This is a genomic window from Actinomycetospora atypica (assembly GCF_042653685.1).
In the GTDB taxonomy this organism is placed as follows: domain Bacteria; phylum Actinomycetota; class Actinomycetes; order Mycobacteriales; family Pseudonocardiaceae; genus Actinomycetospora; species Actinomycetospora atypica.
Window position 1 is genome coordinate 1 of the sequence record NZ_JBHSIV010000055.1, and the last position, 26,382, is coordinate 26,382.

Consider the following 26,382-nt stretch of genomic DNA (forward strand, 5'->3'; position numbering starts at 1 on the left):
CACCCGTCCTACCCCCGGTATCCACGACACCATGAGCAGGACCGGCGGCGGCCCGGCCAGGGACCTCAGGGGTCCGGATCAGCGATGCCGCAGGGTCGCCGACGGGGCACGTCCGTAGACCCGTCGGTAGGCCTCGGAGAACCTGCTGACGTGGCTGAAGCCCGAACGGTGCGCGACCTCCGCCACGGTGGTCCCGCCCGGCTCCGCGAGACGCAGCTCCGCGTGGGCGCGCTGGAGCCGGACGAGCCGGAGGTAGGCCATCGGGGTGGTGTCGAGATGGCGCCGGAAGCCGTCGTGCAGGGTGCGGGTCGACGCGCCGGCGAGCCGGGCGAGTCCGGCCGGGGTGAACGGCAGCGCCGGGTCGTCACGGATCACGTCGACGGCGCGTCGGACCGGCGTCCAGCTCCAGCACCGTGACGGACGCGCCAGCGCATCCCGCCACCGGTGCTCGGTGGCGTGGACGAGACCGGTGACCACGGCGTCGTGCAGCGGCGCGGCGATCATCGGGTGCGACAGCACGCTCGGCGTCGTGCGGGCCTCGTCGCACAGGAGCCGCACCAGCCGGTCCCAGCGCCGCCCGGCGCCGCTGCGCAGGTCGAGGTGCGGGTCCAGCTCGGGGTCGGGCGGCACCGGGTGTCCGAGCTGCTCCTCGAGCGCCTCGTTGACGGCACGCCGGTCGACGCGCACGGCGTACGAGCCGTACCCGTCGCTGGTGGTCATGGCCACGGGACCGACGGGGTGGTACACCGCCCCGTGCCCCGGCGTGACCTCCACCGCGCGCCGGCGATGACGGGCGTGCATCGAGCCCGAGGCGGAGTAGTTCACGTAGTAGCTGTCCTCCAGGTCGGGCATCCCGATCTCGAGGCCCGAGCTGATGTGGGCCACGCCCACCGCCAGCGCGCCGAGGACGACGCCGTCGAAGCGGTAGTCGTAGCTCGCCCCGCGGTCGACGAGTTCCCTCGAGGTCGGATAGAAGTCCTGTCCCACCGCCGCCTTCGCGCCGTCGAGGTCCTGCCCGCAGAACGAGAAGAAATGCGCAGGTCCGACTGCCACCCGGACGAGCATACGCAGCCCGGACGGCTCGTCCGGCCCCGTCGCGGACCGACCCGTCGCCGGACGGTCCGGGGTTGCCGTGCGCGGATGGACCGCCCCTCGCCGCGCTCGGTAGACATCTCGTCGTCCAGTGAGCAGGAGAGCGGGAGTCCACGTCGGCTCCCGCCGACGTGGGAGAGCGAGCCGTGGCCGGCGAGTGGCACGAGACCGTGGTGACGACGAGGTGCCGGCGTCGGGCACCGGAGCTCGACCGGACCGTGCGGCGCGTTCGGGGAAACCCCTCGGGGCCGGTCGCGCGAAGGCCCGTGTGATGGACATCGACGACGACCAGCTGGACCAGCGTCCCTCCGGCGACGACCCCGGGTCGGGGCCCGCCCGACCGACGGTGTCGGTCACCGACTCGCCGACCGGTGCCCGGGTGATCAGCACCGGCCCCACCCTCGACGCGGCGGGCGCGGCCGAGCTCCTCCGCGAGTTCAGCGCTCTGCTGGCCCGCTCGGCGCACCCGCTGGTGGTCGACCTCACCGCCGTCCGCGCCGTCGAACCCCGCGCCGCCTCCGGCGCGCTCCGCCACCTCGCCTACGAGGCGGGCGACGCCGACGTCGACCTCCGCGTCGTCCGCGACCCGGACGCCCACGAGGTGGCCCGGGCCGTGTTCGGCGACGAGTCCCTGTTCGAGGTCTACCCCACCCTCGACGCCGCGCTGTGGCGTCCGGCGGGACGCGTCGCCGGGACGGGGAGATCGCGGCCCGGCATCGGGTGACGCGGGCGGCGCCAGCGATGGCACGTCGCTGACACCGGATGTCAGCGACGTGCCCGACTACCCGAAGTGCCCGAACCAGGTCGGGAACCGGCTAGAGCGGCTTGATGTCCGGGTTGGCGTACTCCCGCATGAGATCGAGGAGCATCGCCTCCCGCCGGTCCTCGAGCCGCGGGGTGGCGTGCGGGGCGTCGGTCGCCTCCGCCCCGCGCGACGCGGGCAGGTCGGCGCCCTCGGCGTCGGACACGTGCGCCATCGCCCACCGGCCGAAGGCGCGCGCGGAGACCACGCTCTCGTCGAGCGTCTCCACCTGCTCGTGTCGCGGGTCGGACGCGATGGTGGCGTACAGGTCGCGCACCCTCGTCTCGTCGCCCTCGAGTACCTGGACGAAGGTGTCCTGCCAGACGAGCAGGGCTCCGCTGAGTCCGAGATGGTGGTTCTTGCTCTGCGAGACCTCGAAGATCTCCTGGATCTCCGCGGGCCGGTTCTCGCTGCTCATCGTCGTGTGGCTGCGGTACACCAGGCGGAACACCTGCGTCCCGAGGTCCGCGGTCGTGTCGGTCACGTCGTCGTACTCCTTCACTGCGCGCGGGACGCTCGGTCCACCGGACGTCCGGACGCCACCCGTCGGAAGCGCGGGAGTGCCCGGGTCCGGGCGCGGCCACACGCCGAGGGCCGGGTGGCGGCCGAGGCTCGCGCTCCACCAGCCCGGGGCCGCGCGTCCGCGCAGGCTCTCCGCGGGCGCGGGAACTAGGCCAGCACGCCCCGCAGCGCCCCGACCGCGTCGTCGAGCACCGACCGGGCCGCCGCGTAGCCGAAGGGCTGGTTGGACAGGACGGCGACCACGTAGCGCCCGTCGGCGTCGAGGGTGCCGGCGCTGTGCAGGTCGATGCTGTTGCGCAGGCAGCAGAGCCATCCCTGCTTCGCGGCCGCCCGCCCGCGGGTGGCCGGGTCGAACAGCCCGAAGCCCTGGTCGAACCCGTCGGCCGCGGTGACCGGGGCCGCCGCCATCGCCCCGAGGACGAGGTCGCGGTCGTCCGGGCGCATCCCCTCCAGCACGTGGCGGACCACCGTCGTCATGTCGCGGGCGGAGAGCTGCACCTCGCCCCACTGGGACGGGTCGTCGGGGACCTCGGTGTCCTGCAGGCCGAGGCGCTCGGAGACCCGGGTGATGCCGGCCTGGCCGCCGAAGCGCGACCACAGCGCGTTCATCGACGGGTCGTCGCTCGGCCCGAGGGCCGCCCGGACCAGCCGCCGGTCGGCGTCACCGACCCGGACGGTGCCGCCCGCGCCCCGGTCGAGGACGTCGATCGCGGTGAGCAGCTTGGACAGCGACGCCGAGTTCATCGTGTCGGTCGCGTCGTCGTTGGTGGCGAGCGCGCCGGTGCGGCGGTCGAGCACCGCGATGCCGACGTCCGCGCCGCGCCGGGTCACGGTGGCGTCGGCCGCCTCCACCGCGGCCTGCACCGGCGACGTCTCGACGACGGGGACGGGCGCGGCGTCCTCGGTCGCGGGCGCCGCGACCGGGGTCGGGGCGGGGGCCACCTGCTCGGTCTCCACCGCCGGGTCGAGCAGCGGCACCAGCAGCGGCCCGCCGACCACGAGCACGACGAGGGCGGCGACGAGCACCGCCGCGCGGGACGACCGGCGGTAGCCCGGGGTACGGGAGGGCCGGAGCACCCCGCGCCGCGGCGGGCGGGGTGCGGCGCGTCGTCCGGCTGCGCGCGTCACGGCACCGATGATGCCCGCCCCCGATCGGCCGGACGGCGGCAGGTGGGCCTCTCGTGACGAACCGGACACCGTGAGTCGTGCGACGACGCGCGGATCCGCGGCCGTCTCGGCGCGTGTGGGAGTCGTGAGTCGGGTACGGAGACCGACATGTCCGAGTCCAGCTCCCGCTCGCCCCTGATCGTGGCGGGAGCGGTCGCCCTCGCCGTGCCCGGCATCGTCCTGCGCGTCGCGGGTCTCGAGATCTCCCCGCCCGTCGACGCCCTCCTCTACGGCCTGGCCATCGTGGGAGCCGCGTTCCTGCTCTCGTGGGCGGCGGAGGCGGCCCAGGTCGACATCTCCGCCGGCCTCGCGATCGCGCTGCTCGCCCTCGTGGCGGTGCTCCCCGAGTACGCGGTCGACTTCGTGTTCACGATCCAGGGCGGCGAGGCCTACGCCCAGTACGGGCCGACCTGCCTGCCGCCGGGCTCCATGGAGCAGTCGCCCTGCGGCCTGGCCCTGGCCAACATGACGGGCGCCAACCGGATCCTCGTCGGCATCGGCTGGGCCCTGGTGGTGCTGATCGCCGCCTTCCGGCTGAGCCGCGGCGGCGCGAACCAGGGCAGCGGCGGCGACGGCGGGACGACGCACGAGGAGGGGCACTCGACCCGGGTCACCCTGTCGCGCACCGACTCGGTCCCGCTGGCCTTCCTGCTGCTCGCCACCCTCTACTCGCTGACCCTCCCGCTGCGGGTGAGCATCACGTTCGTCGACATGGTGGTGCTCGTCGGGATCTTCGTCGCCTACAGCATCCGGGTGGCCCGGGCGCCCGCCGAGGACCCCGACCTCATCGGCCCGTCGGCGTGGATCGGCGAGATGGACGCCGGCAAGCGCCGCGGCTGGTACATCGGCCTGTTCGTGGTGGCCGCCGCGATCATCCTGCTGTGCGCCGAGCACTTCGCCGACTCGCTCGTCCAGACCGGGACCGAACTCGGCATCAGCCAGTTCTTCCTCGTCCAGTGGCTCGCGCCGCTCGCCTCCGAGGCGCCCGAGCTGCTCGTCGCCGGCCTCTACGCCTGGCGGCTGAAGACCACCGACGCCCTCGCAACGCTCGTGTCGTCGAAGGTCAACCAGTGGTCGCTGCTGGTGGGGACGCTCCCCCTGGTGTTCGCCCTTGCGGCCGGCTCGTTCAACGGCCTCCCGATCGACGTCGACCAGCGCGAGGAGCTGCTGCTCACCGCCGCCCAGTCGCTGTTCGCGGTGGCGCTGCTCGTCACGCTCTCGATCAACGTGAAGGGGGCGCTGGCGCTGTTCGGCCTGTTCGCCGCCCAGTTCCTGCTCGCCGCGCTGCTGCCCACGGCGCTGCAGGAGATGGAGCTGCTGATCCTCTCGGGGGTCTACCTCGTGCTCGCGGTCGTGCTGTTCGTGCGGCAGCGCCAGGCCCTGGTCGCCCTCTTCCGCGACGGCTTGCGCACCCCGTACTCCCAGATGGTCGAGGAGAAGGCGTGACCCGACTCGCGGTCATGTACGTGCACGGGGTCGAGATCGCCGACGACCGGTTCGCCGACACCTCGATCGCCCTGCTCAAGAAGGAGTTCGGCCGCATCGCGGGCGTCGATCCGGACGAGGCCCTCGTCGTGAGGACGGCGCTCTGGGCCACGGTCTACGCGGACCGGCAGGACAAGCTCCTGCGCCACATGGGCGGGGCGCGCGCGGAGCGGGTGTTCAACGTGCTCGACGGCCTCGGCGGCGCGGCCGACCGCGGGTCGGTGGCCGCGCTGCTCGGGCTCGTGGCCACGGGCCTGATCCGCAGCCTGCCCGGCAGCCCCGGCTTCCACTTCCCCACCCTGCGCTGGCTGATCGTCCACTACCTCGGCGACGCCATCAGCTACCAGGCCGGGCCCGTCGACCGGACGCTCTACGACGGGGTGCACAAGGTCCTCGCCCGCACGATGCACGAGCTCGCCACCGAGGCGGGCGACGACGCCCCGGTCTGCGTGCTCGCCCACTCGTTGGGGAGCATCGTGGCGAGCGACTACATCTACGACCAGCAGGCCGAGCACGGGCTGCACCCGTCCCGCACCGCCGGGGTCGCCCCGGACGTCGCCGCGGAGCTCGGCGACACCCCGCTCGAGCGCGGCGAGACGCTCGCCTGGCTCTACACCCTGGGCTCGCCGCTCGCCCTGTTCGCCCAGCGCCACTCCGACTTCGGCCTCCCCGTCACCGTGCCAGCCCCCGCGCTCGCCGAGCACCAGCCGCGCGTGCACGGCGAGTGGGTCAACGTCTGGGACCCCGACGACGTGGTCGCGTCACCCCTGAAGCCCCTCAACGCCGCGTACGAGAAGGCCGTCACCGAGGACCGGGCCGCCCAGGTCGCGCCCTGGTGGCTCGGCTGGACCCCGCTGGCCCATCCCTTCTACTGGAACGAGCCGTCGGTGATCACGCCGATCGCGACCCAGCTCGCGATGGCCTGGCACCGGATGCACCCGGCCGACCGCTAGCTCGGCGCCGGTGTCCGCGGTGGCACGTCGCTGACACCGGACGTCCGGACCGGCACACGCCCGGCCGCCGGCCCGTCACGTGCGGGTAACACCTCGGGCACGACCGTCGATCTCCGGAGGTCCGGCCGCCGCCCCTGGAGGGAACGCCCCCGCATGCCGTCCCGACCCGCCCCCCGTCCGTCTCGGGTGCCCGTGCAGGTCGCCCGCCCGGGTCCGGCGAGCGGCACCGAGGCACCCTCCGCGGGACGGCACCGCGGCCCCGACACGAGCGCCTCCGACGGCCGGACCGCCGACCGCCCGGCCCGCCACGGGCGGGACCGCCCCTCCCCGCGCTCGGTCGCGCGGGTCGAGGCGGCCCGGGAGGCGGCCTCGCGTCCGGTACGCCCCGAGGTCCCGGCCCCGCGTCCGGCACCCGTGGCCCGCCGGGCCGACCCGTCGGTCGCCGAGGAGGCCGTCACCGACCTCGTGTCACGGGCGGGCCTGGCGAACGGCCCGGGCACCGGGGGCACGCCGGGGCTGCTGGGCCTCGTCCTCTCCGGCGTCGCCCTGGTCGGCGCCGGCCTGGCCGCGGCCGTGCCCGCCGCCGTCCTGCCCCTGGTCGGGCGGCTCGGCGACTCCCGCCTCGCGCTGCTGGTCGTCCTCGGGCTGGCGCTGCTCGGCACCGGGTGCGCCGCCCTCGGCGTCGGCCGGGAGCGGGAGGGCCGCCGGGTGGCGGTGGTCGGCGTCGTCGTCGGCCTCGCCGCCCTCCTGGCGTGCGCGCTCCCCCTCCTCGGCTGACGGGCGCCCGTCGTCGGGACCGCTAGGCGGACGCCTTCGCCCGCGCCCGCTCCACCTGCGCCCGGCGGTCCTCGCCCGCCTGGCGGGTGAGCTCGGCGCCGGCCTCCACGTCGCGCGTGAGGTTCTCGCCGCTCTGCGGGTCGAACACGTGGATCTTCCGCGTGTCGAACCAGAACTCCGACTCGCCGCCCTCGCGGATGCGCGACGCCGAGTCGATCTTGACGATCGCCTGGGTGCGGAGCTGGTCGCCGTCGAGCTCCTGGGCGAGCTCCTTGAGCCTCGCCGCGGCCGCGTCCGAGGACTCGAAGGGCAGGTAGGCGTACTGCGAGTCGCCGAGCCACTCCGTGACGTCGACCTGCGCGGTGAAGCGCGTGCCGTGACCGAGCAGGGCCTCGTCGACCAGCTTCGCGTCCTCGAACGCCTCCGGGCGCGCCCCGACCAGCACGAGGTCGCGGTCGCCGACCTTCGCCGCCCGGTCGCCGTCGAGCTGGATCGTCCCGAACGGCGTGTCGAGCGCGCCGCCCTTCGCCGATGCCGGCAGGAAGTTCATCGGCGGCGAGCCGATGAAGCCCGCGACGAACAGGTTGGCGGGCTGTTCGTAAAGCTCGCGCGGCGCGGCGACCTGCTGGATCACGCCCTTCTTGAGCACGCAGACGCGGTCGCCGAGGGTCATGGCCTCGGTCTGGTCGTGCGTGACGTAGACGGTCGTGATGCCGAGGCGACGCTGCAGGCGGGCGATCTCGGCCCGCATCTGGCCGCGCAGCTTGGCGTCGAGGTTCGACAGCGGCTCGTCGAAGAGGAACGCGTCGGCCTCGCGCACGATCGCCCGGCCCATCGCCACGCGCTGGCGCTGACCGCCGGAGAGGTTGGCCGGCTTGCGCTGCAGGTGCTCGTGCAGCTCGAGGACGGAGGCCGACTCCTCGACCTTGCGGCGCACCTCGTCGTCGGGAACCTTTGCCAGCCGCAGCGGGAAGGCGATGTTCTCGTAGACCGACAGGTGCGGGTAGAGCGCGTAGTTCTGGAACACCATCGACAGGTTCCGGTCGCGCGGGGCCTTGTCGTTGACCCGCTTCCCGCCGATGACCATGTCGCCGGAGGTGATGTCCTCCAGCCCGACGATCATCCGCAGCAGCGTGGACTTCCCGCAGCCCGACGGGCCGACCAGGATCATGAACTCCCCGTCGGCGATGTCCAGCGACACGTCGTTCACGGCGGGGAAGCCGTCGCCGTAGCGCTTGACGATGTGGCTCATCTCGATCGCGGCCATCTCTATCCCTTCACGGCGCCGTTGGTCAGGCCGGCGACGATGCGCCGTTGGAAGATCAGCACGAGGACGACCACCGGGATCGTCACGAGCACGGCGGCGGCCGCGATCGGTCCGGTCGGCGACTCGAACTGCGAGGCCCCGGTGAACAGGCCCAGCGCGGCGGGCACCGGGCGCGAGGCGCTCGTCGAGGTCAGCGAGATGCCGTAGACGAAGTCGTTCCAGGCGAGGAAGAACGCGATGATCGCGGTGGTGAACACGCCGGGCGCGGCCAGCGGGACGATGACCTTGCGGAACGCCTGCCACGGGGTGGCCCCGTCGACCTGCGCGGCCTGCTCCATCTCCCACGGGATCTCGCGGAAGAACGCCGACAGCGTCCAGATCGAGATCGGCAGCGTCAGCGAGAGGTAGGGCAGGATCAGCCCGAGCCAGGTGTCGTAGAGCCCGATCTCGCGCCACAGGTTGAACAGCGGCGTGACGATCGAGATCACCGGGAAGATCGCGACGGCGAGCGCGGTCGACAGGATGAGCCGCTTGCCCCGGAAGTCGAGCCGGGCGATCGCGTAGGCCGCGAACATGGCGAGCAGGCACGCGACCGCGGTGGCGATCAGGCAGATCCCGAACGAGTTCCGCAGCGCCGGCAGGAACAGCTCCGCGGCGTCGCCGGTGAGGATCTGCTGGTAGTTCTCGCCGGTGGCCTCGGTCGGCAGGAACCCGCCGCCGGTCATGTCCGAGGAGGACTTGAACGACAGCGAGACGATCCAGGCGATGGGGAACAGGCAGTACACGACGATCAGCAGGCCGCCGATCCCCCAGCCGACCTTCTCCTTGGTGGACATGCTCACTCCCCTCGCGCCTGGGACAGGTCGACCTTGAAGCCCTTGATGAACAGGCCGCAGATCAGGACCACCGAGATGAACAGCAGCACCGACACCGCCGACCCGAGCCCGATCTCCAGGCGCGCGATCGTCTGCCGGTAGGCCAGGAACGAGAGCACCTCGGTGCCGTTCGCCCCGGCGGTCATGACGAAGACCGAGTCGAAGACCCGGAAGGCGTCGAGGGTGCGGAACAGCAGGGCGACCATGATGGCCGCCTTCATGTTCGGGATGGTCACCTTGAACATCCGCTGGGTCCAGGTGGCGCCGTCGACCTTCGCGGCCTCCTGCAGCACGTCGGGGACCTGGGCGAGGCCCGCGAGCAGGAGCAGGGAGATGAACGGCGTCGTCTTCCAGATCTCGGCGAGGCAGATGACGAAGATCGCCGAGCCGGGGCTGCCGAACCAGTCGGTGTCGGGGGCGAGCCCGAGGAACGAGAACCAGTTGTTGACGAAGCCCGAGTCGAGCGAGAACGCGAACTGCCACGCGAACGCGGAGACCACGGTGATCACGGCGTAGGGGATGAGGATCGCGGCGCGCAGGATCGGCCGGAGGGCCTTGAGCGCCTGGATCATCACCAGGGCCAGGGCGAACCCGAGCACGAGCTCCACCGCGACCGTCACCACCGTGATCAGCACGGTGACGCCGAAGGCGTCCCACCACACCGGGTCGGTGAGGATCACGCCGTAGTTGCTCAGCCCGGTGAACGAGCGGTTCGCCGGGTCGGTGAGCCGGTAGTCGAACAGCGACTCGTAGATCGCCTGCAGGATCGGGTAGGCGGTGACCAGCAGCATCACCGCGAACGCCGGGCCGGCGAGCATCCAGGCGAGGCGGGCCTCGGACCGGGACTTGTCGCTCGCCGCGTGCTTCGGGCTCGGTGCCGTGTCGGTCGGACGATCCACGGTGGTGGTCACAGCAGCGCCTCCTTCCGGAGCACGGCGAGGATGAGGTCCTGGGCCGCCTGGTTGGTGGGACCGGGGTTGATCGCCTCCGGCGGGTGGAAGGCCCGCTGCAGGCCGGCCGAGACCTCGGCGTAGTACGCGGTCTGCGGCCGCGGCTTCGCCTGGGTCAGCGACTGGAGGATCACCGGGGCCATCGGGTACTTCGCGAGCACCTCCGGGTCGGAGTAGCTGGCGACGCGCGCCGACGGGTTGCCGTTGGTCGCGAAGTAGTAGGCGCCGTTCGCGGCGTTGGTGATGCACTCCGTCGCCGCGTAGGCGAGGTCGGGGTGCTCGGAGAACGCGCCGACGCCGAGGTTGATCCCGCCGTAGGGCGGGGCCGACGGCAGGTCGGGGCGCATCTGCGGGAACAGGGCGGCGCCGTAGTCGTTCGGGACGTCGGCGCCGACGGTGCCCTCCTCCGCGGCCTTGGTCACCTTCGACCAGACGAACGGCCAGTTGACCATGAAGGCCGCGTCGCCGCTCTGGAACGACTCGGAGTTCGAGTCCTCGTCGCTGGTGGAGAAGCCGGGCACCGCCGCGGGCGAGGTGGCGAGCTTGCGCATGATCCGGGCCGCGTCGACCGCGGGCGGCTGGGTGAGCCCGAGCTGGATGAGGTCGGGGTTCGACTCCGCCTGGTTGAGGACGATCTGTCCGCCGCCGGAGCGGACGAGCGCGTTGGCCCACACCATGAGCGACTCGGCGCGCCGGCCCTGGGCCGCGACCTTCGTGCCCTTCGCGGACGCCGCGTCGATGATCTGGTCCCACGTGACGGGCTTCGAGAGGTCGAGGCCCATGTCGGCGACGAGCGACTTGCGGTACCAGAGGAGCTGGGTGTTGGCCCAGAACGGCACCGTGACGAGGTTGCCCTGCCAGGACGCGCCCTCGATGGCCGACGGGACGACGCCCTCGGTGACCCGGGCGGCCACGCCCGGCGGCACCGGGGCGAGGAAGCCGGCCTCGGCGAACTCCGGGATGTAGGGCGGGTCGAGGCTGATGATGTCGATCGACGAGTCGTTCGCCGCGAGGCGCCGGACGAGCTCCTGGCGCTGGTCGGAGGACTCCCGCGGCAGCGTGGAGATCGCGATCGAGTACCTCCCGCCCGCGGCGTCGGTGCAGCGCTTCGCGATCTCGGCCTGGCCGCCGTCGTCGGGGTTGATGTACCAGGTCAGGGTCGGGGGACCCGCCGGTCCGCTCGCACACCCCGCGAGGAGGGCGAGCGAGGCGAGCACCGTGAGCGCCAGGGCGGGCAGGCCCGCCCCGGACGGTCCCCGCCCCCGTCGTCGGAGGCGCATCGTCGTTCCCCCAGTCGTTCGCCGTGTCGCGTGGAAGCGCTTGCGGTGTGACCTTGGTGACCCAGGTCTCCTAAGTCAAGGGTGCATAAAGCTCGAGCGGCCACATCCGTCACTCAGAGCACGGGGAGGACCACGGCACGCGGCCGAACGTCGTAGAGCGATGGAAGCGCTTGCGGACGCTCTATGGTGAGTGACGTGGCCCACGACCCGTCGGGAGAGACGCCGCGGGGCGGCCCCGGGCGACGGGCCGGCCTCGACGACGTCGCACGCCTGGCCGGCGTCTCCGCGTCGACGGCCTCACGGGCGCTGAGCAACCACCCGCAGGTCGCGGCCTCGACGCGCGACCGCGTGCTCGCCGCCGCCGCCGACCTCCACTACGTCGCGTCCCCCGAGGCCTCCCGCCTCGCGGGCGGCGCCTCGCGCGCCCGGGTCGCCGTGGTGGTCCCCCACCTGTCGCGCTGGTTCTTCGGCACGGTGCTCGAGGGGCTCGAGGCGGGTCTGCGGGGCGCGGACGTCGACCTGCTGCTCTTCCTCGTCGGGGACGTGGACGACCGGCGGGCCTTCTTCGAGCACCTGCCGGCCCGGCGGCGGGTGGACGCGGCCGTGGTGGTCGGGTTCGAGGTCGACGAGGCCGAGCAGGAACGGCTGCGGGTCCTCGGGGTCCACGTGGTGTCGGTCGGCGGCGCGCGCGAGCCCTTCCCGTCGGTCACCGTCGACGACCACCGGGCGGGCCGGCAGGCGGTCGACCACCTGGTGCACCTCGGCCACCGCCGCATCGCGATGCTCGCCGCGCACGACCCCGCCGACCGCGGCCCCGAGCGGCGCTCGGCCGCCTACCGCGACGCCCTCGCTGACGTGGGCCTCGCCCCCGACGACGACCTCCTGGTCCGGGTCGAGTTCGGCGGCCCGGGCGGCGCCGACGGGATGGGGCGGCTGCTCGGGCTCCGGCACCCGCCCACCGCGGTGTTCGCCTACTCCGACGAGATCGCCGCCGGGGCCGTGCGGACCCTGCGCCGGGCCGGCCTGCGGGTGGGCGGGGACGTCTCGGTGATCGGGGTGGACGACCACCCGGTCGCCGAGGTGCTCGACCTGACGACGGTGGCGCAGCCCGTCCGCGAGCAGGGCACCGCGGCGGGCCGGATGGTGCGCGCGCTGCTCGACGGGCGCGGCCCGGCCGACGTGCCCTCCGAGGTGCTGCCCACCCGGCTCGTCCTGCGGGGCACCACGGCCCCGCCGACCGGGGTGGGGGCGCGATGACCGCCGGGGTCGACCTGCGGCTGCGCTCGCCCGGCCCGCAGCTGCTGGCGCTGCCGTGGGAGACCCCGCTCGCCGACTGGGACCCCGCGACGACGCCCCTGCGCGCACTCGACGTCGGCCCCAGCCGCCACCTGGTCCGCTTCGTCGTCGCCGACGGCACGCTGTGGGCGGTCAAGGAGCTCCCCGTGCGGCTGGCACGCAAGGAGTACGAGGCGCTGCGCCGTATGGAGGCGATGGCCCTGCCGACGGTGCGGGCCGCGGGCGTCGTCGTGCAGTCGGAGCCCGACGACCGCTCGCTGCTGGTCACGCGGTTCCTCGTCGGCTCGTGGCAGTACCGGCGCCTGTTCGCGCGCCTGCCCCCCGACCGGGCCACGCACCGCGCACGGCTGCTCGACGCCATGGCCGGCCTGCTCGTCGAGCTGCACCGCCACGGGGTGTTCTGGGGCGACTGCTCGCTCGCCAACACGCTGTTCACCCGCGACGGCCAGGCCCTGCAGGCCCACCTCGTCGACGCCGAGACCGCCGAGATCCACCCCTCGCTGTCGGACGGGCAGCGACGGATGGACCTCGACATCCTCGTCGAGAACGTGGCGTCCGGGCTCGTCGACGTCGCCGCCTCGCTGGGACGGCCGCCCGACATCGAGCCCCGGCTCATCGAGGAGGCCCTCGGCGTCCCGGAGCGCTACCAGGCGTTGTGGGACGCCCTGCACGCCGAGCCGCAGTTCGCGTTCTCCGACCGCTACCGCGTCGAGTCGACCGTGCGGGACCTCGAGGAGCTGGGGTTCGTCGTCGACGAGGTGTCCCTCGCGCCGGTCACGGGCGGGGAGGTGCGGCTGCGCGTGGGGGTCGGCGACCGGCGCTTCCACGCGCAGCGGCTGCGGGAGCTCACCGGCCTCGACGTCGGGGAGGGGCAGGCCCGGGTGCTGCTGGGCGACCTGCAGGCCCACCGCGGCGCCCTCGCCCGCGAGCAGGGGCGGGCGGTCTCCGAGGGCGAGGCCGCGCCGAGCTGGCTGCACGACGTCCTCACCCCGGGGATGCGCCGGGCGCACGCCGCGGTCGACCACGTCGGCACCGCGGTGCAGGCCTGGTGCGACCTGCTCGAGGTGCGCTGGCTGCTCTCCGAGGCGGCCGGGCACGACGTGGGGACCGCGCAGGCCCTCACCGAGCTCGCCGAGCGGGCGCCGACCGACTCCGCGGCGCGCGCCCTGGTCGCCGACACCCGCCACGACCTGCCGGTCGTCCCGCCCGACGGCCCCTGACCCCGTGGAGCGAACGGCACTCCCGCTCACGGAGAAGCAGCGGGAGTGCCGCTCGCTCCGGCAGGGGGTCCCCTACGCCCGCAGCCACACCGCGGTGTCGGGCGGCAGCCGGCGATCGTCGGGAAGGGGGGCGCTCGAGAGCAGCACCTCGCCCTGCGCCGCCACCGGCTCCGCGGACAGGTTCACCACGCACCGGAAGCCGGGCCCGCGGGTGAACGCGAGGACCTCGTCGCCGGGTGCCGACTCCCAGGCGAGGTCGCCGTCGCCGAGGGCGTCCTCCCGGCGCCGGATCGCGAGCGCGGCCCGCACCAGCTCGAGGACCGACGCGGGGTCGCCCTCCTCCACGTCGGCCGCGTGGTCGGCGAACCAGGCCGGCTGGGGCAGCCACGGGGCCGACGCGCCCTCGGGGGAGAACCCGAAGTTCGTGCCGCCCGCGGTCCACGGGATCGGCACCCGGCAGCCGTCGCGCCCGCGGTCGGTGTGCCCGGAGCGCTCCCAGGTGGGGTCCTGCAGGGCGTCGTCGGGGATGTCGTCGACCTGCGGCAGCCCGAGCTCCTGGCCCTGGTAGACGTACAGCCCGCCGGGGAGGGCCGCGTAGAGCAGGAACGCGGCGCGAGCCCGCCGGACGCCGAGCCCGACGTCCACCGGGTCGGCGGGGTCGAACGTGGCGTTGCCGTGCCGGGAGGTCGGCGGGCGGCCGTAGCGGCTCGGGGCGCGCACGACGTCGTGGTTCTCCAGCACCCAGGTGGCGGGCGCGCCGACCGCGTGCAGGTAGCCCGTGGTGGTGTCGACGGCGTCGCGCAGGGCCGCGGGCTCCCACGGGGCCACGAGGAAGTCGAAGTTGAACGCCGTGTGCAGGCGCCCGGCCTGCACGTAGCGGGCGAGCCGGTCGGGGCTGGGCGTCCAGGCCTCGGCGACGAACATCCGGGCGCCGGAGTACTCGTCGGCGATCCGGCGCCACGACTCGTAGATGTCCTGCACCCCGTCGCGGTCGACGTAGGGGTGCTCGCCCGGGCCGGTGGTGAGCCCGATGAAGTCGGTCGGGTCGGCGAGGTCGGGCAGGGCCGGGTCCTTGACGAGGCCGTGGGCGACGTCGATGCGGAACCCGTCGACCCCGCGGTCGAACCAGAACCGCAGCACCGACTCGAACTCGGCGGCGACCTCGGGGTTCTCCCAGTTCACGTCGGGCTGGCCGGGGGCGAACAGGTGCAGGTACCAGCTCCCGTCCGGGACCCGGGTCCACGCCGGGCCCCCGAAGTGTGAGAGCCAGTTGTTCGGCGGCTCCGCGCCGTCGGGACCGCGGCCGGCCCGGAAGACGAAGCGGTCGCGCTCCGGGGAGCCCGGGTCGGCGGCGAGCGCCGCGGCGAACCAGGCGTGGTCGGACGAGAGGTGGTTGGGCACGAGGTCGGGGACGACGCGCAGCCCGTGCTCGTGGGCCTCCGCGATCAGCTTCTCCGCGTCGGCCAGCGAGCCGTAGGCGGGCTCGATCGCCCGGTAGTCGGCCACGTCGTAGCCCGCGTCGACCTGCGGCGAGGCGTACCAGGGGTTGATCCACAGGGCGTCGACACCGAGGTCGCGCAGGTGGGGCAGCTTCTCGCGCAGCCCCGCCAGGTCACCGATCCCGTCGCCGTCGGCGTCGGCGAAGCTGCGGATGTAGACCTGGTAGATGACGGCATCGCGCCACCAGGGGGACTCGGTCACCGTGCGGGCTCCTCGGGTCGGGGGGCGGGCTCGCCGCCCACGATGCCCGATCCCGACGAGCCCCGGCGTCCAGACCCCGGACGCCCGGACCCAGGACGCCTAGACCCCGACGCGCTCGCGCTCCTCGTCGGCGTCCTCGAAGTCGTCCTCGTCCTCGAGGTCCTCCGGCGCGGTGATCTCCTCCGGCGCGGGGGCCTCGTCGATCCCCTCGGGCGCCTGGCGGGCGCGCAGCCGGGCGGTGGCGCGGCGCAGCATCTCGGCGGCCTGCGCCACGAGGCGGGCCAGGAGCTGCAGGGCGGTGCGGACCTGCTCGACGACGAACGACAGGACGGTGCTCATGCCGCCGCCGCTGCCGGACTCCCGGGGGGCGGGCGCGTCGGCCTCGTCGGAGGGCGCCCCGAGGTCGTCGAGCCGGTGGGCCAGCCCCTCGATGCCCTCGACCGCGCGGTCGGTCACCGCGGCGAGGACGCGCCCCGCGATCACGGGCAGCATGCGTCGGGCGGCCTCGGCCATCATCTGGTTGGTCGCATCGCGGGTGGTGGAACGCGTGGTGGTGCTGGTGTCGGTCATCGGGCCCGACGCTAGGTGCCTGCCGACGCGGACACACTCCGCCGTCTACACCCAACCGCGCTCCGTCTGCCGAGGCCGGCTCGGCGATCGGCCCGCACCCCTCCGGGCGCGGGCCGATCGCGCGGAGGCTCAGTCGGCGACCGCGCACTGCCCGCGGTCGACCACCGTGGGCCCGGCGGAGGACGGGCGGACGTCGATGTCGAAGATCGCCGTGGGGACGTAGAGGGTGGCGCACGAGTTGGGCACGTCGACCACCCCGGACATCCGTCCCTCCACCGGGGCGGCCCCCAGCAGCAGGTAGACCTGCTCCTTCGTCCACCCGAACTTCGAGAAGTACTCGATCGCGTTGAGGCAGGCGTTCTGGTACGCGAGCGTGGTGTCGAGGTAGTGCTGCTCGCCGGTGCGCGGGTCGACCGAGAAGCCGACGAAGGTCAGGAACTCCGAGTAGCGCGGCTCGACGTTGCCCGGCATGAAGATCGGGTTGGTGGTGACGCCGTAGGTCTCCATGCCGCCCTTGATGACGTCGACGTGGAGGTCGATGTACCCGCCCATCTCGATCGCGCCGCAGAAGGTGATCTCGCCGTCGCCCTGGGAGAAGTGCAGGTCGCCCAGGGAGAGGTTCGCCCCGTCGACGAACACCGGGTAGAAGATCCGGCTGCCCTTGGACAGGTTCTTGATGTCCTGGTTGCCGCCGTTGTCGCGCGGCGGGGCGGTGCGGCACGCCTCGGCGGCCGCCCGCTCGTAGTCGGCGCCCGTCAGGCTGCCGAGCACGGCGTTGTGCGGCTCCGGCGGCAGCGCGAGCGGCGGCACGCGGTCGGGGTCGGTGGCGATGAGGGCGGCCTCGCGGGCGTTCCAGGTCTGCAGCAGCGACGCGCTCGGGGCGGTGCCCATCAGCCCGGGGTGGATCAACCCGGTGAACTCGACGCCGGGGACGTGCCGGCTCGTCGCCTTCTGGCCGGTGAAGTCCCAGATGGCCTTGTAGGCGCCGGGGAACCAGTCGGTGAGGAAGCCGCCGCCGTTGCTCCGGGAGAAGAGTCCCGTGTAGCCCCAGCCCTGGCCGGCGACGGGACCGACCTCCTGGGGCACCGGCCCGACGTCGAGGATGTCGACCACCAGCAGGTCCCCGGGCTCCGCGCCCTGCACCGCGAACGGGCCGGAGAGCTGGTGGACCATCGAGAGGTCGCAGTCGCGGACGTCGTTCGCGTCGTCGGTGTTGACGATCGTGCCGTCGAACCACTCCTTCGACTCCACCCGGAAGCTGTCGCCGGGACGCACGGTGGCGACCGCGGGGATGTCGGGGTGCCAGCGGTTGTGCCCGACGATCTCCTGCTCGCGGAACGGCTTGGACTGGTCGACTCCGAAGACGACGTCGGGCACGGGGGGCTCCTCGGGTCGGGGACGGGCTACGGGCGGGGCAGACGGGCGTGCCGGGGGTCGGCCGGGCGCGCCGGGGCCGACGGCGGGGCGGTGACGACGCCGGGGGCGTGCGCCGAGCGCTCGTGGGCGGCGACGGCGGCGTGCGAGGGACCGCCGGTGTTCAGGCCGGGGGCCGTCATGCGGCGCGGGGCGTCGCGGTCGCACTCCGGGCACGGGGCGCCCGGGCCGACCGCGGCCATCGTCCGGAACGCCTCGAAGTCGCCGCAGGACGGGCAGCGGAACACGTAGGTGGGCACTGCCGCTCACCTCCTCGGGGTACCGGTCCGACAATGGCGTACCGGGGCCCGTCGCGGAAGGGCGATCATGCGCCCGGCGGGGCATCCTGGAGATCGATGCGACAACCCGGCCGTGCGGAGCGACTCGCCGCCGCACACACCCGAGACGGGGCGACCTGTCTGTGGTGCGCGCGCCCGCTCGACGACCGCGTGGTGGCGACGACCGACCACGTGATCCCGCGGGTCCAGGGCGGCCCGTCGTGGCTGGAGAACGAGGTCGCGGCGTGCCGGCGGTGCAACGGCGCGCGCGGGCACCGGGGCGCGGTGGACTGGCTCGAGGAGTGCGAGCGGCGCGGGTGGACCCCCGACGTCGAGCGGTTGGCCCGGGTGCTCGACGACCTCGCCGAGGCCATCCGGGTGCGCGGCGGCCAGCGGCGGGCCCGCCCGCACCTCGACGCCCAGCGCCGGCGCCTGGCCAAGCGCCTCGACGAGGCCGCCTGAGCGTCCCGACGAGGCCGGGGCGGGGTCTCAGCCGTACGCGGCGTCGAAGAAGGCGGCCTCGAGTTCGACGGCGCGGGCGAACGCGGCGCCGTCCGGGCCCACCCGGTCGGCCTCGTCGCGCAGGAACCCGACCCAGGCGCTGAAGGCCGGTCCGCGGTGGAGCTCGATCCACTCGGCGTGCAGCCAGTCGGACGGGGCGTCGGCGTCGCGGGACGCCCAGTCGAGGTAGAGCCACTCGGCGACCAGCAGGACCGTGACGATCGTCGGGTAGTCGCCCGAGGCGCGGGCCGCGTCCATCAGGGCGAGGAAGCCGGTGGTGGCGGCGAGGGGCTCGGCGGGCTCGGGGACGCCGAGGCGGGCGAGGGCGCGGGCGAAGTAGTCGTCCTCGTCCCCCGCGACGAGCCCCAGCTGGCGGGCGTGGACCAGGCGCGGCCCGGGGGCGTCGACGGTGGCCACCGCGGCGCCGAGCAGGGCCACGAACGCGTCGAGGAAGAGCGCGTCCTGGGCGAGGTAGCGGGCCATGACCGCGTCGTCGACCGTGCCGGCCCACAGCTCGTCGACGAAGCGGTGCCCGACGGCGGCGTCCCACGTCGCGGTGTGCGCGGCGCGGAGGTCGTTGCTGGAGATCACGACGACGAGTGTCCCGGCCGGGTGGGGATGGCGCCTGACTGACGTCCGGTGTCAGCGATGTGCCATCGCTGACACCGGACGGGTGGTCAGCGGTCGAACTTGTCGGGGTCGGGCCCCAGGCGCTCGGCCTTCTCCAGCTCGGCGATCGATCCCATCTCCTCGTCGCTGAGCTCGAAGTCGAAGATGTCGAAGTTCTCCTGGATCCGCGACTCGGTCACGGACTTCGGGAAGACGATGTTGCCGAGCTGGACGTGCCAGCGCAGCGTCACCTGGGCGCCGCTCTTGTCGTGCTTCTTCGCGATGCCCTCGATGACGGGCTCGTCGATGACGCCCTTGCCCTGGCCGATCGGGCTCCACGCCTCGGTGGCGATGCCGTGGCGCTCGTCGTAGGAGCGCAGCGCCATCTGCTGCATGTGCGGGTGCAGCTCGATCTGGTTGACCGCGGGGACCGTGTCGGTCTCCTCCGCGAGCCGGTCGAGGTGGTGGGTCTGGAAGTTCGAGACGCCGATCGAGCGGACCTTGCCGTCCTTGAGGGCCTCCTCGAAGCCCTTCCAGGTGTCGACGTAGAGGTCCTTGCCGGGCAGCGGCCAGTGGATGAGGTAGAGGTCCACGTAGTCGAGGCCGAGCTTCTCGAGGCTCTCGTCGAGGGCCTTCTGCGAGTCGAGCCGGCCGTGGTTCGAGTTGTTGCACTTCGTCGTGACGAACAGCTCGTCGCGCCCGACGCCCGACTGGCGGATGCCCTCGCCGACCTCGGCCTCGTTGCCGTACATCTGCGCGGTGTCGATGTGGCGGTAGCCGATCTCCAGCGCCTTGCCGACCTTCTCGGCCGTCTCCGACGGGTCGATCTGGAACACACCGAACCCGAGCTGGGGGATGGTGTGGCCGCTGTTCAGCTCGATGCCGGGAACGTTGCTCATGGCCCGGGAGTACCCGGGTCCGTCGAAGCCTCAACCGACGCACCCGGGTCCCGCGACTACGCCGTGGCGAACGCGCCCAGGGTCCGGTCGGGCCGCACGCCCGAGAAGCTGCGGTACCAGGTGCGGTAGTACGCGATCTCCTCGTCGCTGCGCAGGTCCCAGCCGTTCTCGACGACGGGGGGCTCGGCCCCCTGTGCGTCCTCCTTGGCCTTCTCCTTCTCGACGAGCCCGGCGAGCACCTCGCCCGCGCCGGAGCCGTCGCCGAACTGCTCCTTGCCGCGCCAGAGGATGTCGTCGAGGACCATGTCCTGGAACGCCTCGCGCAGGAGCTGCTTCTCGGTGCGGCCCTCGCCCATGAGCTTCCACTCGGCGGGGATGGCGAGCATCTCCTCCATGACCGTGGCGTCGAGGAACGGCACGCGGGCCTCGAGGCCGTAGTTCATGGTCGTGCGGTCGCAGCGCTGCAGGTTGAGCTCGTGCAGGGTCTCGATGGAGCGCACCAGCTCGGCCTGCAGGGCGTCCGGGGTGGCGAACGCCGGGTCGGTGTGGACGTAGGAGTAACCGGCGAACAGCTCGTCGGCCCCCTCGCCGGTGAGCACGACCTTGACGTGCTTCACCGCCTCGCGGGCCAGCAGCAGGTTCGGCACCGCGGAGCGCACCAGCGCCGGGTCGAAGTGCTCGATCACCGTGACGGCCTCGTCGAGGGCCTGCTCGAGGTCGTCGGCGGTGGGCACGATCTCGTGGTGGTCGGTGCCGAGGTACTCGGCGACCGCCCGCGCGGCCAGCAGGTCGGCGCTGTGCTCGGTGCCGACGGCGAAGGTGGGCAGCTTCTCGCCCTTCTCCGCCGCGACCTTCGCCGCGACCGCGGCGACGATCGCGGAATCGAGGCCGCCGGAGAGGAACACCCCGACCGGGACGTCGGACATCATGTGCCGGCGCACGGAGTCGGTGAGCACCGTCCGCACGTGCGAGAGCGTGGCCTCGTCCCAGTCCTTGTCCGGGGCGTAGCGCGCCGGGCGCACCTGCACCGGCACCGCGTCGGCGAACTTCACCATCGACCCGTCGGCGACGTTGGTCCCGGGCAGACCCGGGGTCCAGACGTAGCCGGGCGGGAACGCCTCGACCATCGGCTGGTCCTCGACGTCGAAGGCCCGCAGCTCGCTCGCGAACAGCGTGACGTTCTCGAGCCGCGCCCAGTAGAGCGGCTTGATGCCGATCGGGTCGCGGGCGACGACGCCGTGGCCGTCGTGGTGGGCCATGGCGAGCGCGTACATGCCGCGCAGCTCGTGCAGCGCCGCCGAGCCGTCGCGCAGGACGAGCCGGAAGGCCGACTCGGTGTCCGAGTCGGTCGCGAAGCGCACCTCGGAGAGGGCCTCGCGGATGTCCTCGTGGTTGTAGATCTCGCCGTTGCCGACGACGTAGGCGGAGTCGGTCTCGTCCGCGATCGGCTGCTTGCCGCCGGTCACGTCCATGATCGAGAGACGCTGGTGGCCCAGCCACGCGGACTCGAGCTGCACCCGCCCCGAGTCGTCGGGGCCGCGATGGTGGATTCGGGCGAGCATGCGCTCGCACTTGTCCGGGTCGATGTCACCGTACGCAGCGACGATTCCGCACACAGGCGCTCACGCTTCCTTCGTGGGGGGCAGATCCAGACAACCACGCCGGATGGGGCCGTGCACCGGTTCGGGGCGCGCGTCACGCGGCCTTAACGATCGAGGACGTCAGCGCCAGGCGAACACGGGCTGCTCCAGCCCGTCGACGCGCGTGGCGCGGTCGTGCAGCGCCACCTCGCGGAACTGCAGGAGCACCGCCGCCGTCGGCGCGTGCACCCGGTGCCCGACGATCGGCAGCTGCACCACCGGGCGATCGGACTCGGGGATGTCGAGGTAGTAGGGCTCGACGTCGAGCTCGTCCAGCGTCACGTGGTAGAGCCGGGCGACCTCGTCCGGCGAGGGGACGAGGTCGTCGAGCGGGGCGGTCGTCGTCATGACGACGGGGGTGATGACGAAGCCCGAGCGCGTCGGGTAGTCGTCGAGCAGGCCCACGACCGCGTCGGGGTCCAGCTCGAGGCCGAGCTCCTCCGCCAGCTCCCGGCGCGCCGCGGTGACGTCGTCCTCCCCCGGGTCGACCGACCCGCCGGGCAGCGCGAACTGGCCGGGGTGGTCGCGGAGCTTCGACGTGCGCCGCGTGAGCAGGACACCGGGACCGCGCCGCGGGTCGTCGAGCACGACGACCGCCACCGCCGCGCGCCGCGGTGCCCGCAGGGCTCCGTCCCGGCCGCGGACCTCGGGCAGGGAGGCCGGGTCGACCCCCCGCCGGGACGACGCGGAGAAGGCGCGGACGCGGGCGGCGATCTCGGGGCGGCCGGTCCCGCCCCCCGTCGCTCCGCTCGCCCCGGTCACCCCCAGAAGATGCCGGTGGGGTCCGCGTCGACGATGTCGAGCAGCGGAGCCGGCGACGAGGCCTTCGTCTCGTCGGGGTAGCGGTGCCAGCGGCCGCCCGAGTCGGGCCACAGCAGGACCCAGCGCTGGTCGGCCGCGTCGTAGCGGAGCTGGGCGATCGGCGCGGTCGACCACTCGGTGGCGAGCTCGGGGAACGTCGGGGCCCGCCGGCAGGACAGCGTGATGCGGCCCGCCCGCTCGGAGTAGGCGATCTGCAGGGAGTCGCGTTGCCTCGCGGGCACCCGCGCGGCGCACCAGCGCCGGACGATCGCGCGGTGTTCGTCGGTCACGTGCATCGCGGCACCGTCCTCTCCTGTCGTGGCCGCCCCTCGCGGGCCCGGGGTCACTGTGGCATGACGACCCGCGTGCGCGGGAGGCCCCGTCGCACTCCCGTCCGGGTCAGGTCCGGAGTGCCCCCGCGCTCGGCCCCCACGCTTCGGCTGCGACCATCGCGCACGATCGGGGACGGGCGAGCGACGAGGAGCGTCGATGGGATCGCGCAGGCTGCTGGTCGCGGTGGCGGGTGCCGCCCTGACGCTGACGCTCGCCGGCTGCGGGGGCGCCGGCACCGACGCCGCCCCCACCCCCCCGCCGGTCGACCCGGCCGTGAAGCCCTACTGCGACACCGTGGTGCGGGTGCAGACCGAGCAGACCTCCCCGCAGGCCGGGCAGGGCGGTGTCCCGGCGGCGAGCGAGGTGGCGCGCCGGCAGGTCGGGGACCTCGTCGCGTCGGCCCCGCCCGAGCTCGCCGGGGAGTGGCGGACCGTCCAGCAGCTGACCGACCAGGCCCTCTCCTCCCTGGCCGCGACCCGCGGCGACCCCAACCGGATCGACCGCGCCGAGCTCGCCCGCCTCGAGCAGCAGTCGCAGCCCGCGGTGGCCCGCATCAAGGACGTCACCTCCGCGCGGTGCCACGTGGAGTTCCGCCCACCCGCCTAGGGCCGGTGGTAGTCATGGCGCATGACCACCCCCGTGTCCCGCTTCGGCACCGTCGAGCTCGACGACCTCCCCGACGACCTGCGTGAGCGGGTCGGGGCGATCGCCGAGAAGTCGGGGTTCGTCCCGAACATCTTCCGCGCGCTCGGTCGCCGGCCGGCCGAGCTCCGGGCGTTCCTCGACTACCACGACGCCCTCATGGACAGCTCCGACGGACTGTCCAAGGCCGAGCGCGAGCTCGTCGTCGTCGCGACCTCGGGGGCCAACCACTGCACCTACTGCATCGTCGCCCACGGCGCGATCCTGCGGGTGCGCAGCAAGGACCCCGAGCTCGCCGACCACGTCGGCACCAACCCCTACGGCGCGGAGCTCTCCGGCCGGCACCGCGCCATCGTCGACCTCGCCCTGACGCTGGCGGTCGACTCGGCGTCGTTCACCGACGACGACGTCGACGCCGCCCGCGAGGCCGGCCTGTCCGACGACGAGATCTGGGACGTCGGGGCGATCACCGCGCTGTTCGCGATGTCGAACCGGCTGGCCCATCTGACCGCTCTGCGCCCCAATGCCGAGTTCTTCACGATGGGCCGGCAGGGGTAACCCCACGGCATGACATCAGTAGCGGTGCTCGGCACCGGGATCATGGGCGCGGGGATGGCGCGCAGCCTGCTCCGCGAGGGCATCACGACCACGGTCTGGAACCGGAGCCCGGAGAAGGCGAAGCCCCTCGCCGACGACGGCGCGACCGTCGCCGACACGGCCGCCGAGGCCGTGGCCGGCGCCGACGTCGTCGTCACGATGCTCTTCGACGTCGAGCCCGTGCTCGCGGTGATGGCCGACGCCGCCGGGTCGATGCGCGACGACGCGGTGTGGGTCCAGGCGAGCACGGTCGGGGTCGAGGGCACCCGACGGGTCGCGGCGCTCGCGCAGGAGCACGGGATCGACGTGCTCGACGCCCCGGTGCTCGGGACGAAGGCGCCGGCGGAGAACGGGAAGCTCGTCGTCCTCGCCTCGGGCCCGGAGGCCCTGCGGGAGAAGGTGCAGCCGGCGTTCGACGCGATGGGCAGCCGCACGCAGTGGGTGAGCGGGACCCTCGGCGACGCGAGCAAGCTCAAGCTCGCGGTGAACGCCTGGATCGGGACGATGGTCAACGGGACGGCGCAGTCGATCGCCCTGGCCCGCGGCCTCGGGCTCGACCCCCGGCAGTTCCTCACCGCGGTCGACGGCCAGGCGGTCGACTCGCCCTACGTGCAGCTCAAGGGCCAGGCCATGATCGACGGCGACTTCACGCCCTCGTTCGAGCTCGACGGCGTCATCAAGGACATGAACCTGGTCCGCGACGCCATGACCGAGGCGGGCACGTCGACCGCGCTCGCCGACGCCCTCGCCGACCGGCTGGCCGCGGCGTCGTCGGCCGGGCACGGCGCCGAGGACATGGCGGCCGTGGTGCACGGCTACGGCAGCTGACGACGAGGGCCCCGGGGATCGATCCCCCGGGGCCCGTCGCGCGGTCGTCAGGACGTCTTCGCGGCCTTCGCCAGGCTTAGCGCGTAGTCCGGCATCCAGTCGCCGGCCTTCGGGGCGCCGCGGCAGTCGCCGTCGGAGTCGCCCGGCTCCTTGACCCACAGGAACGCGGCCACGCGGGGGTCGCCGGTGCTGCGGGTCGGCGGGGTGCCCAGGGCGCGGCCCGGCGGGTTGCACCAGGTCGGCTGCTGGGGGCCGTCGTAGGCCCCGTTGCCGTTGCGGCTGGTGTCGATGACGAATTTCGCGCCGCCGAGCTGGTCGGAGACCTCCTTGCCGTAGGCCTCGACCTCCTCGGTGTCCTGGAAGTTCGAGACGTTGAGCGCGAAGCCCGCGGCCTGCTGGACCCCGGACTTGCGCAGGCCGTCGGCCAGCTTGCCGGTGTCGGTGACGAAGCCCGCGTTGCCGGCGTCGATGTAGACCTCGCCGCCGGCCTGCTTCAGGGTGCGGACCGCGTCGGCCAGCAGGGCCTCGCGGCCCTCCTGCTCGCCCTGGCCCTCGCACTTGGTCAGGGTCTGCGGCAGGGCGTCGGGCTCGAGGATGACGATCGACTTCGTCCCGCCCATGCCGGCGGCGAACTGGCCCACCCAGTCGCGGTAGGCGCCGTCGTTCTCGGCCCCGCCCTGGGAGTACTGCCCGCAGTCGCGGTTGGGGATGTTGTAGGCGACGAGCACCGGGGTGCGCCCGGCGGCCTTCGCCTGCCCGACGAGGCCCTTGACCTCGTCGGAGGTGTTGCCGTCACCGCCGATCCAGCGGGCGACCGGCTGGCGGGCGATCTTCTCGAGCTCGGCCGCGTCGGCGATCCGGCCGGCCTCCCGCCACTCCTGGACCTGCTTCGCCGCCGTCGAGGCCGGATCGACCCAGAACTCCGAGGCCGCCGCCGGGACGATCGTCTCGGGTGCCTTCGGCTCCTCGGTGCTCCCGCCGCCGGAGCACCCGGACAGCGTCAGTGCCGCGACCGCCGCGAGTGCCCACGAGGCGATGTGCCTCCGTCGTGCCGACATCGTGCCGTGCCACCCCCGGTGTCGTTCGTTCCCGCTGGTCAAACCTCAGAGTCCCATCCGTGCCGATGTGATCCGCCCGCACCCCCGGGTCCCCGGTGGTGCGGCCGGACGTTCGCACGCCGACCCGTGCCGGATCGCGCGATCCGGCGGACGGAGGTCAGCTCGCCTCCGTCTGCTCCGGCTGGCGCGCGCGGCGCCGGTCGGCGGGCTGGGCCCCCACGGGGACCGGAGGGGCGACCGCGGCCAGCGCGACGACCCGCACCGCGACCGTCGACGCGTGCAGCGAGCGCTCGCTCGTCGTCAGTCCGTCGGCGTGCCCGTTCGCGGCGGCATCGTCGCCGTCGCCCGGTGAGACTGCGGTGTGCTGGTCGGCCGGGGCCGACCCGTTGACGGCCCCGGCGGAGCGGCCGGCCGCCCCCGGGACGGCCTGGCCGTCGGCGCCGGCACCGTTCGCGGACCGGCCGTCGGCCGACGTCCGGGACCGGCGCTCGACCGGGGCGACCTCGTTGCGGTGGACGCCGTTGCGGCGCTCACCGCCCGCCTCGGGGGCGGCACCGGCGGCGGGCTGGTCGGCCCGCGCGGCGGGGCGCACCGGGTCGGGCTGGGCCGGCTGACCGGTCTGGGCGGGCTGGCCGGGCTGGGCGGGGCGCAGCGGCCCGGACCGGCGGCCCGGCTCGGCGCCGGGACGCTCGACCGGCTGGGGCGGGGTCCCCGGCGTCTGGGTTCCCGGTGCCTGGGGTCCCGGTGCCTGGGTCCCCGGCAGCTGTGGGCCGGGCCGGGGCGCGCCGGTGCGCGGCACGGGCGTGGGCCGCTGCTTCGGGCCCGG

The 26,382-nt window shown here is 73.8% G+C and carries 27 protein-coding genes and 1 pseudogene; 10 read left to right on the top strand and 18 right to left on the bottom strand.

The genetic code is table 11. The features are described 5' to 3' along the window. Positions 1-78: 78 nt before the first annotated feature. Positions 79-1,053 (bottom strand): AraC family transcriptional regulator, encoded by a 975-nt coding sequence (locus ACFPBZ_RS27735; protein WP_378039349.1) that lies wholly within the window; start codon positions 1,051-1,053, stop codon positions 79-81. A gap of 310 nt (positions 1,054-1,363) precedes the next feature. Here ACFPBZ_RS27735 and ACFPBZ_RS27740 point away from each other — a divergent pair, with 310 nt between their 5' ends. Continuing rightward, entirely contained in the window at positions 1,364-1,816 is a 453-nt protein-coding gene (locus tag ACFPBZ_RS27740; RefSeq protein WP_378039350.1) for an STAS domain-containing protein, read from the top strand. 91 nt (positions 1,817-1,907) lie between these two features. On the opposite strand, the gene ACFPBZ_RS27745 is transcribed toward ACFPBZ_RS27740, so the two are convergent. Both ACFPBZ_RS27745 and ACFPBZ_RS27750 read right to left on the bottom strand, forming a co-directional pair. Further along, the gene (locus tag ACFPBZ_RS27745; protein ID WP_378039351.1) at positions 1,908-2,378 is read right to left on the bottom strand and encodes a BLUF domain-containing protein; all 471 of its coding nucleotides are present in this window, start codon (positions 2,376-2,378) and stop codon (positions 1,908-1,910) included. A 185-nt stretch (positions 2,379-2,563) separates the two neighbouring features. After that, positions 2,564-3,544 (bottom strand): serine hydrolase, encoded by a 981-nt coding sequence (locus ACFPBZ_RS27750; protein ID WP_378039352.1) that lies wholly within the window; start codon positions 3,542-3,544, stop codon positions 2,564-2,566. Between the two features lie 147 nt (positions 3,545-3,691). On the opposite strand from ACFPBZ_RS27750, the gene ACFPBZ_RS27755 reads away from it, so the two are divergent. From ACFPBZ_RS27755 to ACFPBZ_RS27765, 3 genes are all read left to right on the top strand, one after another. Then, entirely contained in the window at positions 3,692-5,029 is a 1,338-nt protein-coding gene (locus ACFPBZ_RS27755) for a sodium:proton exchanger (RefSeq protein WP_378039353.1), read from the top strand. Then, a complete protein-coding gene (locus ACFPBZ_RS27760) occupies positions 5,026-6,021 on the top strand; it encodes a hypothetical protein (RefSeq protein ID WP_378039354.1) in 996 nt (331 codons plus the stop codon). Before ACFPBZ_RS27755 ends, ACFPBZ_RS27760 begins: the two co-directional genes overlap by 4 nt. 192 nt (positions 6,022-6,213) lie before the next feature. Then, positions 6,214-6,798, top strand: coding sequence for a hypothetical protein (locus ACFPBZ_RS27765; RefSeq protein ID WP_378039355.1), 585 nt, complete (start codon positions 6,214-6,216; stop codon positions 6,796-6,798). Positions 6,799-6,820: 22 nt separating this feature from the next. Here ACFPBZ_RS27765 and ACFPBZ_RS27770 read toward each other — a convergent pair whose 3' ends face one another. The 4 genes from ACFPBZ_RS27770 to ACFPBZ_RS27785 are packed head-to-tail and all read right to left on the bottom strand — an operon-like array spanning position 6,821 to position 11,170. Continuing rightward, positions 6,821-8,065 (bottom strand): ABC transporter ATP-binding protein, encoded by a 1,245-nt coding sequence (locus ACFPBZ_RS27770; RefSeq protein WP_378039356.1) that lies wholly within the window; start codon positions 8,063-8,065, stop codon positions 6,821-6,823. 2 nt (positions 8,066-8,067) lie between these two features. Further along, positions 8,068-8,901: a carbohydrate ABC transporter permease gene (locus ACFPBZ_RS27775; RefSeq protein ID WP_378039357.1), complete on the bottom strand. Its 834-nt coding sequence runs from the start codon at positions 8,899-8,901 to the stop codon at positions 8,068-8,070. A gap of 2 nt (positions 8,902-8,903) precedes the next feature. Then, positions 8,904-9,851, bottom strand: coding sequence for a carbohydrate ABC transporter permease (locus ACFPBZ_RS27780; protein ID WP_378039358.1), 948 nt, complete (start codon positions 9,849-9,851; stop codon positions 8,904-8,906). Further along, positions 9,848-11,170, bottom strand: coding sequence for an extracellular solute-binding protein (locus tag ACFPBZ_RS27785; RefSeq protein WP_378039359.1), 1,323 nt, complete (start codon positions 11,168-11,170; stop codon positions 9,848-9,850). Before ACFPBZ_RS27785 ends, ACFPBZ_RS27780 begins: the two co-directional genes overlap by 4 nt. A gap of 195 nt (positions 11,171-11,365) precedes the next feature. On the opposite strand from ACFPBZ_RS27785, the gene ACFPBZ_RS27790 reads away from it, so the two are divergent. Both ACFPBZ_RS27790 and ACFPBZ_RS27795 read left to right on the top strand, forming a co-directional pair. Continuing rightward, positions 11,366-12,427 carry a LacI family DNA-binding transcriptional regulator gene (locus tag ACFPBZ_RS27790; protein ID WP_378039360.1) on the top strand — a complete coding sequence of 354 codons (1,062 nt, stop codon included), beginning with the start codon at positions 11,366-11,368 and terminating at the stop codon, positions 12,425-12,427. After that, complete coding sequence (locus ACFPBZ_RS27795; protein ID WP_378039361.1) at positions 12,424-13,686, top strand: DUF4032 domain-containing protein; 1,263 nt, start codon at positions 12,424-12,426, stop codon at positions 13,684-13,686. The genes ACFPBZ_RS27790 and ACFPBZ_RS27795 overlap by 4 nt, the downstream gene beginning before the upstream one ends. A 72-nt stretch (positions 13,687-13,758) precedes the next feature. On the opposite strand, the gene ACFPBZ_RS27800 is transcribed toward ACFPBZ_RS27795, so the two are convergent. The 4 genes from ACFPBZ_RS27800 to ACFPBZ_RS27815 all read right to left on the bottom strand — a co-directional run bounded on the left by ACFPBZ_RS27800 (position 13,759) and on the right by ACFPBZ_RS27815 (position 17,630). Continuing rightward, positions 13,759-15,387, bottom strand: coding sequence for a glycoside hydrolase family 13 protein (locus ACFPBZ_RS27800; RefSeq protein ID WP_378039362.1), 1,629 nt, complete (start codon positions 15,385-15,387; stop codon positions 13,759-13,761). Between the two features lie 99 nt (positions 15,388-15,486). Then, a complete protein-coding gene (locus ACFPBZ_RS27805; protein ID WP_378039363.1) occupies positions 15,487-15,957 on the bottom strand; it encodes a hypothetical protein in 471 nt (156 codons plus the stop codon). Positions 15,958-16,086: 129 nt separating this feature from the next. After that, entirely contained in the window at positions 16,087-17,334 is a 1,248-nt protein-coding gene (fmdA, locus tag ACFPBZ_RS27810) for a formamidase (RefSeq protein WP_378039364.1), read from the bottom strand. A 26-nt stretch (positions 17,335-17,360) separates the two neighbouring features. Then, positions 17,361-17,630, bottom strand: coding sequence for an FmdB family zinc ribbon protein (locus ACFPBZ_RS27815; protein WP_378039365.1), 270 nt, complete (start codon positions 17,628-17,630; stop codon positions 17,361-17,363). 96 nt (positions 17,631-17,726) lie between these two features. On the opposite strand from ACFPBZ_RS27815, the gene ACFPBZ_RS27820 reads away from it, so the two are divergent. Further along, a complete protein-coding gene (locus ACFPBZ_RS27820; RefSeq protein ID WP_378039366.1) occupies positions 17,727-18,110 on the top strand; it encodes an HNH endonuclease in 384 nt (127 codons plus the stop codon). A gap of 27 nt (positions 18,111-18,137) precedes the next feature. Here the strand turns inward: ACFPBZ_RS27820 and ACFPBZ_RS27825 are convergent, their stop codons facing one another. The 5 genes from ACFPBZ_RS27825 to ACFPBZ_RS27845 form a co-directional block, all read right to left on the bottom strand. Beyond that, the gene (locus tag ACFPBZ_RS27825) at positions 18,138-18,740 is read right to left on the bottom strand and encodes a TenA family protein (RefSeq protein WP_378039367.1); all 603 of its coding nucleotides are present in this window, start codon (positions 18,738-18,740) and stop codon (positions 18,138-18,140) included. An 86-nt stretch (positions 18,741-18,826) separates the two neighbouring features. Continuing rightward, a complete protein-coding gene (locus tag ACFPBZ_RS27830; protein ID WP_378039368.1) occupies positions 18,827-19,657 on the bottom strand; it encodes an aldo/keto reductase in 831 nt (276 codons plus the stop codon). A gap of 56 nt (positions 19,658-19,713) precedes the next feature. Next, positions 19,714-21,273, bottom strand: coding sequence for an asparagine synthase (glutamine-hydrolyzing) (gene asnB / locus ACFPBZ_RS27835; RefSeq protein WP_378039369.1), 1,560 nt, complete (start codon positions 21,271-21,273; stop codon positions 19,714-19,716). A 105-nt stretch (positions 21,274-21,378) separates the two neighbouring features. After that, positions 21,379-22,059: an NUDIX hydrolase gene (locus tag ACFPBZ_RS27840; protein ID WP_378039370.1), complete on the bottom strand. Its 681-nt coding sequence runs from the start codon at positions 22,057-22,059 to the stop codon at positions 21,379-21,381. Beyond that, on the bottom strand, positions 22,056-22,388 hold the full coding sequence (locus tag ACFPBZ_RS27845; protein WP_378039371.1) for a DUF3024 domain-containing protein: 333 nt from the start codon (positions 22,386-22,388) through the stop codon (positions 22,056-22,058). Before ACFPBZ_RS27845 ends, ACFPBZ_RS27840 begins: the two co-directional genes overlap by 4 nt. A gap of 199 nt (positions 22,389-22,587) precedes the next feature. Here ACFPBZ_RS27845 and ACFPBZ_RS27850 point away from each other — a divergent pair, with 199 nt between their 5' ends. Genes ACFPBZ_RS27850 through ACFPBZ_RS27860 form a run of 3 tightly spaced genes read left to right on the top strand, consistent with a single transcriptional unit; the run spans position 22,588 to position 24,498 of the window. Next, entirely contained in the window at positions 22,588-23,037 is a 450-nt protein-coding gene (locus ACFPBZ_RS27850; protein WP_378039372.1) for a hypothetical protein, read from the top strand. A gap of 21 nt (positions 23,038-23,058) precedes the next feature. Then, positions 23,059-23,631 carry a peroxidase-related enzyme gene (locus ACFPBZ_RS27855; protein ID WP_378039373.1) on the top strand — a complete coding sequence of 191 codons (573 nt, stop codon included), beginning with the start codon at positions 23,059-23,061 and terminating at the stop codon, positions 23,629-23,631. Between the two features lie 9 nt (positions 23,632-23,640). After that, positions 23,641-24,498 (top strand): NAD(P)-dependent oxidoreductase, encoded by an 858-nt coding sequence (locus tag ACFPBZ_RS27860; protein ID WP_378039374.1) that lies wholly within the window; start codon positions 23,641-23,643, stop codon positions 24,496-24,498. A gap of 47 nt (positions 24,499-24,545) precedes the next feature. On the opposite strand, the gene ACFPBZ_RS27865 is transcribed toward ACFPBZ_RS27860, so the two are convergent. Next, positions 24,546-25,556 (bottom strand): glycoside hydrolase family 6 protein, encoded by a 1,011-nt coding sequence (locus ACFPBZ_RS27865; protein WP_378039375.1) that lies wholly within the window; start codon positions 25,554-25,556, stop codon positions 24,546-24,548. A gap of 157 nt (positions 25,557-25,713) precedes the next feature. Then, a pseudogene (locus ACFPBZ_RS27870) lies at positions 25,714-26,382 on the bottom strand (hypothetical protein); the annotation flags it as partial.